Annotated in this window: 7 protein-coding genes; 4 read left to right on the top strand and 3 right to left on the bottom strand. The window is 68.9% G+C overall.

From position 1 onward, the window contains the following. Positions 1-190: 190 nt before the first annotated feature. Complete coding sequence (gene purT / locus C5B85_RS18835) at positions 191-1399, top strand: formate-dependent phosphoribosylglycinamide formyltransferase (protein WP_104287547.1); 1209 nt, start codon at positions 191-193, stop codon at positions 1397-1399. 122 nt (positions 1400-1521) lie between these two features. On the opposite strand, the gene C5B85_RS18830 is transcribed toward purT, so the two are convergent. Continuing rightward, positions 1522-1818 (bottom strand): hypothetical protein, encoded by a 297-nt coding sequence (locus C5B85_RS18830; protein ID WP_146078039.1) that lies wholly within the window; start codon positions 1816-1818, stop codon positions 1522-1524. Positions 1819-2028: 210 nt separating this feature from the next. Beyond that, positions 2029-2922: a hypothetical protein gene (locus C5B85_RS18825; protein WP_104287545.1), complete on the bottom strand. Its 894-nt coding sequence runs from the start codon at positions 2920-2922 to the stop codon at positions 2029-2031. Positions 2923-3080: 158 nt separating this feature from the next. On the opposite strand from C5B85_RS18825, the gene C5B85_RS18820 reads away from it, so the two are divergent. Genes C5B85_RS18820 through C5B85_RS18810 form a run of 3 tightly spaced genes read left to right on the top strand, consistent with a single transcriptional unit; the run spans position 3081 to position 6176 of the window. Continuing rightward, positions 3081-4139 (top strand): efflux RND transporter periplasmic adaptor subunit, encoded by a 1059-nt coding sequence (locus C5B85_RS18820; protein ID WP_181064512.1) that lies wholly within the window; start codon positions 3081-3083, stop codon positions 4137-4139. A gap of 1 nt (position 4140) precedes the next feature. Continuing rightward, positions 4141-4893: an ABC transporter ATP-binding protein gene (locus C5B85_RS18815; RefSeq protein ID WP_104287543.1), complete on the top strand. Its 753-nt coding sequence runs from the start codon at positions 4141-4143 to the stop codon at positions 4891-4893. Then, a complete protein-coding gene (locus C5B85_RS18810) occupies positions 4890-6176 on the top strand; it encodes an ABC transporter permease (protein ID WP_104287542.1) in 1287 nt (428 codons plus the stop codon). Before C5B85_RS18815 ends, C5B85_RS18810 begins: the two co-directional genes overlap by 4 nt. 337 nt (positions 6177-6513) lie before the next feature. Here C5B85_RS18810 and C5B85_RS18805 read toward each other — a convergent pair whose 3' ends face one another. Further along, positions 6514-7179 (bottom strand): hypothetical protein, encoded by a 666-nt coding sequence (locus C5B85_RS18805; protein ID WP_104287541.1) that lies wholly within the window; start codon positions 7177-7179, stop codon positions 6514-6516. Between the last annotated feature and the right edge of the window lie 98 nt (positions 7180-7277).

Here is a 7277-nt window from a genome sequence, read left to right as displayed (position 1 = left end):
CCCTCTCCCCCTGGCACTCTCGTTCCCCCCTCTCAAGGCACTCACCCGCCGCCCCGGGCCTCAGCGCTTCGCCATCGGGGAGGGCAGCAGACGCAAGAGCTCAGCGGTAAGAGCTCAGCGGCAAGGGATCAGCTGAGAGAGCTCCTGCGCGACGCGCCCGCCCGAAACGTGGCGGTGGGAGAATGCCTGCATGACGGATGGCACCCTCGGCACCCCGCTCACCCCCGCTTCGACGCGCGCGCTGCTGCTCGGCGCTGGCGAACTCGGCAAGGAGGTCGCGCTCGAGCTGCAGCGTCTCGGCGTCGAGGTGATCGCCGTCGACCGTTACGCGAACGCCCCCGCGATGCAGGTTGCGCACCGCAGCCACGTCGTGGACATGCTCGACCCCGTGGCGCTGCGTGCGGTGCTGGCGCTCGAGCATCCGGACATCGTGATCCCTGAGGTGGAGGCGATCGCGACCCAGGTGCTCGCCGAGATCGAAGCGGAGGGGCGCACGCGCGTCGTACCGACGGCCCGGGCGACGCAGCTCACGATGGACCGTGAGGGCATCCGGCGCCTGGCTGCCGAGGAACTGAACCTCGCGACGTCGCCGTACCGCTTCGCGGACACGTTCACTGAGTTCGGCGCGGCCATCGAGGCCGTCGGGTTGCCGTGCGTCGTGAAGCCCGTCATGTCTTCGTCGGGGAAGGGCCAGTCGGTGATCCGCGAGCCCGACGACATCCAGGCGTCCTGGGACTACGCGCAGGAGGGCGGGCGCACGGGTCGCGGTCGGGTCATCGTCGAGGGCTTCGTGCCGTTCGATTCGGAGATCACGCTGCTCACGGTGCGCCACGTCGACGGCACGGTCTTCTGCGAGCCGGTGGGGCACACGCAGGTCGACGGCGACTACCGCGAGTCGTGGCAGCCGGCGGCGCTCCCCGAGGCTGCGCTCGAGAAGGCGAAGACCGTCGCGAAGAGGGTGACGGATGCGCTGGGCGGCTACGGTCTGTTCGGCGTCGAGTTGTTCATCGTCGGCGATGAGGTGCTCTTCTCGGAGGTGTCGCCGCGGCCGCACGACACGGGACTTGTGACGCTCGTCTCGCAGGATGTGTCGGAGTTCGCGCTGCACGCCCGCGCGGTCCTCGGCTTGCCAGTGTCGGAGCCGCTGCGCATCGGCGCGGGTTCAGGGGAACCGGCGGCCGCGTCCTGCGCCGTGCTCGCCGAGGGCACCGGCGTGCCGGTCGTCGCGGGCGTGGATGCTGCACTCGCGGTCCCGACGTCGCAGTTGCGGCTCTTCGGGAAGCCGAACGTCGCGGGTAAGCGCCGGGTGGCTGTGTCCCTCGCGCGCGGCGCCGACGTCGACGAGGCCCGGGCGCGGGCACGTGAAGTCGCCGCAGCGCTGAGGATCACGCTGGGCTGAGCACCCGACTGAGCGCCTGACTAAGCGCCTGACTAAGCACCCTGCCGAGCTCAGCTGTGCCGTGCGGAGCCGCACCGCGGGGCCGAGTCCCGCCGAGCCCATCAGCACCACGCCGGCAGCTCTTACGGGTGACCCGAACGCTCCTGCGGACACCCCGAACGCTCAGGCACGCGCTTCGCTTCACGGCCAAGCAGCAGGGCCTGGGCCAAGACTGCGGCGGCGATGACCAGGATCTGCACGCCGGCCCACAGCACATAGCCGGTCGGGATGCCGACGAGCGATGTCCACGCGGTCGAGCAACCACCGAGTTGCACGCCGAAGCCGACGTACCAGCCGAGATCGAAGCCGCCAGCGGGCTCGGAGTCGGAGAACATGCACATGCCCCAGCCTTCATGCGGCACGAGCAGCACCGTGGTCACCACTAGCAGTGCAACTGCCGCGCCGATAACCGTGGCCGCTTGACGCGCACTGGCCCTCTCCCCCAAGTTCTGCATCCGCTAACTCTGGCAGAACAGGTCACACCAGGCGACGCCGCCGCACAGACCTACGGGACACGCATGTTCATCGCGGAACGAGCCTGCATTTCTCGCATGTCTGTGCCTGCTGGAGAGCAAGACAGCCCGCGCGGCTTAGCCGTCCAGGCCGAGCTCGCGCACGCATGCGCGTAGGAACGCGGCGCCCGCCTCGTCGTGGATGAGGTCCCCGAAGGTGAGGACTTCGTAGTCCTTCTCGAGGATCCCGTCGGCGGGGCGGACGTCGACGTGAGCGGCGTCGTAGCCGGTGGCGTGCAGCTCGTCGGCCATCTTGTAGTCGCTGCGGGAGTCGCCGACGGAGCGCCAGCGCCTCGGGAGCGGACCGGCCTCGGCGAACTCCGCGAGGGCGCGCCGCGCGCCGTGGTCCTTGTCGAGCTTCACCGATTCGATGTCGGTGGAGATGATCGTCGGGTCGATGCGGTACGGGACGAGGCCTTGTGCATCCGGTGCCTCGCGGTCGCCGTGGCGCATGCCGAGCCCCTGCTGCGCGGCGAGCTCGAATGCGGCGTCGTCGAAGGCTTTCTGCCGTTCGAGGTACGCCCCCGAGCTAACGTCGGTGCGCTGCTCGACGGAGATCATGGCCTTCTTCGTCTCGTCGAAGAAGAGGACGTCGCTGAACTCGCCCTCACCGAGTTCACGGATCGCGGCGACGTACGCAGTCGGCGGCACGACGGATTCGTCGATCTGCAGCTCGCTCATCCCTTCGGGTGAAATCGCCGACCAGGTTCCGCCTTTCTCGTACACGCCGAACATGCGGGCGCCCGGCTGCCGCAGCGCCTCGGCGAGTCCGTTCTCGAAGAGCGGCTCGATGACTCGCTCGCGGATGAACTCTTCGGAGCGTCCCGTGATGAACGCGATGGGGACTCCCGCCGCTGCAAGCGTGACGAGGTCGTCGAGGATGCTCGGGATCGCGATCGTGCGGGTCACTGGGCTCGCGATGGGGCCGTCGACGTCGAGGAGCAGGCCGAGGTCAGGAGGTGAAGTGGTCACGTCTCATTGTCGCAGGGGTGACTCCCCCGGGTCCAGGATGCGCCCGCCCAGTGTCGTTGGCCCCTGCTACCTTGTGCCCGGGGTCGATGGCCGGATCGGGCTGCCGTAACCCGCGGATCTCGTCGCGCTACCGCGACGCGGACAGATTGGAGCTCGGCGTGCGCGTGTGGAAGTCCTGGATCTGGCCTGGAATCAAGATTCTCCTGGTGGCCGTCATCGCGGTTGCCCTGGTCAAGATCGCGTTCTTCAGCTCGACGCCCGAGGAGTCGGCGGCCATCCCGACTGGGGAGATCGTCGAGCCGACCATCAGCCCCGTGCTTGGCACGATCACCAACGACGTCACGTTGACGGCGAACGTGCAGGAGTCGGCCGCGGTCGACGCGAAAGTCCCCATGATGGGCACGATCGACGCGGTGTACGCGACGCAGGGCGCTCGCGTCGAGGCGGGCGACGTGCTCGCGTCGATCCGCAACGAGAAGACGCCGCCTGCCGCAGCCCCCACGGCGCCGGATGCGAACGGCGAAACCCAGACTGCTCCCGCCGCAGAACCGGAGTACGAGTGGAACGAGATCGTGGCCCCGACAGCCGGCACGATCACGAAGCTGAACCTCATCGCTGAGCAGCAGGTGTCTGTGGGCGAGGCCCCCGTGTCGATCACGCCGGCGAGCTTCATCGTCAAGGGCACCATCCCGCCCGCTCAGCTGTACCGTCTCGCGACGACGCCGACGGATGCGCAGGTCACGATCACGGCGGGCCCCGCTCCGTTCACGTGCACGGAGCTGCGGATCGCGTCTGGTGCCGCAGCGAAGAGCAGCAGCGCCGCCCAGGATCCGAGCGGCGCATCCGGTGCCGCCGAGACGACGGACACGACGACGGTGACGTGCCGGGTTCCCGCCGAGGTGACCGTCTTCCCCGGTCTCGAAGCGAACGTCGTGCTGCACGGCGGGGTCGCCGAGAACGTGCTCACGCTGCCCATCACGGCAGTGAAGGGGCAGGCCGAGACGGGCATCGTGTTCGTGCAGGGAGCCGACGGCGCCATCGAGGAGCGGGATGTGAAGCTCGGCCTCACCGACGGCACGCTCGTGCAGATCACCGAGGGGGTCTCCGAGACCGACATCGTGCTGGAGTTCGTGCCGGGTGCCGACCAGGCGAGCCCAGAGGACTGCTTCATCGATCCGATGAGCGGCACCGAGGTGTGCGGAATGCTGGGCGGCTGACATGGCGTTCATCGAGCTCCGCGATATCTCGAAGTCGGTGCGGGCGGCCGACGACAGCGAGCTGCACATCCTGCGCGGCGTGAACCTGCAGATCGAGGAGGGCGAGCATCTCTCGATCGTCGGCCGTTCCGGCTCGGGCAAGTCGACGCTGCTCAACATCCTCGGGCTCCTGGACGCGCCGACGAGCGGCGAACTGCTCTTCGATGGCAAGCCCACTGCTGCACTGCGCCTGCGAGCACGAGACCGGATGCGCGGTGCTCAGATCGGCTTCGTTTTCCAGCAGTTCAACCTGCTCGAGGGGCGCACGGCAACGGAGAACGTCGCGATGCCGCTGCTCTACGCGCGCGACCGCTCCTTCTGGCGGCGAGACGCGCTCGCCCGGGAGGCCCTCACTGACGTGGGGCTCGACCACCGACTCGATTCCCTCCCGACGAGGCTCTCGGGCGGCGAGCAGCAGCGCGTCGCGATCGCGCGCGCCATCGTGCGGCGCCCGCGGGTGATCCTCGCAGACGAGCCGACCGGCGCGCTCGACGTCGAGACCGGCGCGCGCGTCATGACGCTGCTTGCCGACATCTCCAAGGAGACAGGGGCCGCGCTTGTCACGATCACGCACGACGAGAGCGTCGCGGCCCGCGCCGACCGGATGCTCCGACTCGACGCGGGTGTGCTGGTTCCGTCGGATTCGAGCACGCTTCCCGCGGGAAACGAGAGCGGCCCCGAGGGCATATCGCTCGCGAAAGGCAGAACCGCATGAACTGGTTCACGCAGGTCGCCGGCGCCTTCATCGAAGCCTGGGATGAACTTCGGGTGCACCGCGTTCGGGTCACGCTCGCGCTTGTCGGCATCGGCATCGCGGTGTTCGCGATCGTTGCCGTGACCGGGCTCGGGTCGATCACGAGGCAGTCGTCGATCGAGGTCTCCGAGCGCTCGAGTGGGCGACCGGCGAGCTACCAGCTCATGGTTTCGAGTGAGGCCACCGACGAGAAGGTGGCGATCTACGAGGCCGCGTATGCCGCCGCGATAGAGCGGTACGGCATCACCTACCAGTCGACGTCCGGGTACGGGTCGACGCGCATCCAGTTCATCGACGGGGTCGCCGATGTCGAATCGATGATCGTCGACCCGCCGTTCGGTGAGATGCACCGGGTGAAGCTGCTGGAGGGTGCCTGGCTGACCGCCGCCGACACGGATCGCCTCGCGCCGGCCGTGGTCATCAACGAAACCATGTGGAACCGGCTGGGGAATCCCTCGATGGGCGAGCATCCGACGCTTCAGGTCGCCGGGTCAGCGCCGACGACGGCCGTCGTGGTGGGCGTCTCCGCCAACATCTACCCCGACTACCCGGAGCAGTTGTACGTGCTGAGCGACGCGCAGCACCTCATCGGCGCCAGCTCGGGAGGCGGAATGATGGGCGGCGGAATGATGGGCGGGTTCTACGCCGACCCGTCCATGGGCGGCGACGAGAGCTCCTCGGCGACCTTCCCGACCTACGAGCTGTGGCTGCCGCTCGAGAACCATGAGGAGTTGTCGAGCCAGATCGTTCGCGACCTGAAGGCGGCTCTCGGGGAGGGCGGCGCGGTCGAGGCGCAGCGCACCGACTACCTGTCGTGGGGCGACGACCCGTTCCTCGCGGTCCAGATCCTCGTGACTGCGGTCGGCGGCATCGTGCTGCTCGTCGGCACGATCGGTTTCGTGAACCTGTCGATCGTGACGGTGAAGCAGCGGGTGCGGGAGATCGGCATCCGGCGTTCGTTCGGAGCAACGGGCGGGCGCGTGTTCTTTTCGATCCTGCTCGAGAGCGTTGTCGGCACGTTGCTCGCGGGCATCGTCGGCATCGGCTGCGCGATCGTCACGCTTCAGAATCCGCTGGTCCAGCAGGCGATCACTGGCGGGCTCGGACTCACCGACTCGGTGCCGTTCCCGGTGGATGCGGCGGTGCTCGGCATCGTGGTGAGCGTCGGGGTCGGGCTGCTCGCAGGGTTCATCCCCGCCGTCATAGCGACGCGCAGCAACGTGATCGATGCGATCCGGTCGTAGGAGGAAGCCAGGCCGACGGGGGCTCGAGTAGACACCGCCGAGCCTGTGCGAGGTGCGAGGCTCGGGGTGCAGGGCTCGAGGTGCAGGGCTCGTGGTGCAGGGCTCGTGGTGCGGGGGTCGAGGTGCGGGGGTCGTGTCGCGACCGCCGGGCAGGTTCGGGCTGCGGGGTTCGTTGGGGTGGTGGATGCACTCGCGGCAGTCGTGCGGCGGCTGCGCGGACTGCATCAGCGGCTGCGTGGACTGCATCAGCGGTTCGCACCCACGCGTCTCGGCGCTGGTCAAGCCCACTCGGGCTTGGGCGGCGCGGCTCTCCGGCGCTGTTGATTTGTGCAGGCGGTCAGCTGGCCTGCGTGATTTCTGGCGCGGTGATCGGTGTGCCGAAGCGCAGTGCGGCGACGACGGCCCAGATCAGGAGCAGCGGCAACGCGACGTAGGCGGCGGTCATGAGGGGCGCGATCAGCGTCAGGTGGCCGGCGGCCGAAACGAGGAGCGCGAGGACGGTCGCGCCGCTGACAAGTGTCGCCCAGAGCACGCGCCGGGCCTGACCGAAGAGGACGAACAGCACGAGTGCAGCGAGCGCCAGCATCTTCACACCGTCGACGACCTGGATAGCCGCCCAGATCTGTCCGGAGTCGAGACCGATCACGCCCGCTGCTCCGTCGGATGCGAGCCCGAAGGTGAGGAGCGCCTCGCCGCTGAGCTGCACAAGCGAGAGCACGAGGGTTGCCAGGCCGGCACCGCGGGTGGCTTTGCGCATCCGCTCGCTACCGAGCAGGGTCGACAGTCCGTAGAGGGCGACGGCGGCGAGGCCGTGCACGAGGGCCGCGTTGACGAGCACGCTCGGCGAGGTGGCGTAGGCCGAAGCGATGGTGGCTGAGCTGTCGCTGGGGGCGACGTCGGGGGCGCCGACCAGTAGCCCGCTCACCCAGGCCGACACGTAGACGCCGCACCACACCCAGAGCGTCCGCTGGATCTCAAGCGTCGGGGCGAGTGGTGTTGTCATGCTGCAACGGTAGCCGGGGCGCGCGCGGAGAGGCTGTGCTCGCACAAGAGCGCTGCTTGGCGAGGCCGGACTGGCGGGCTGGGCGGGCGGACTGGGCG

This window comes from Pseudoclavibacter sp. AY1F1, from assembly GCF_002931075.1.
GTDB lineage: Bacteria > Actinomycetota > Actinomycetes > Actinomycetales > Microbacteriaceae > Pseudoclavibacter.
The sequence above is the reverse complement of the archived record's forward strand: the minus strand, read 5'-3'. Positions and strand labels throughout refer to the sequence as shown.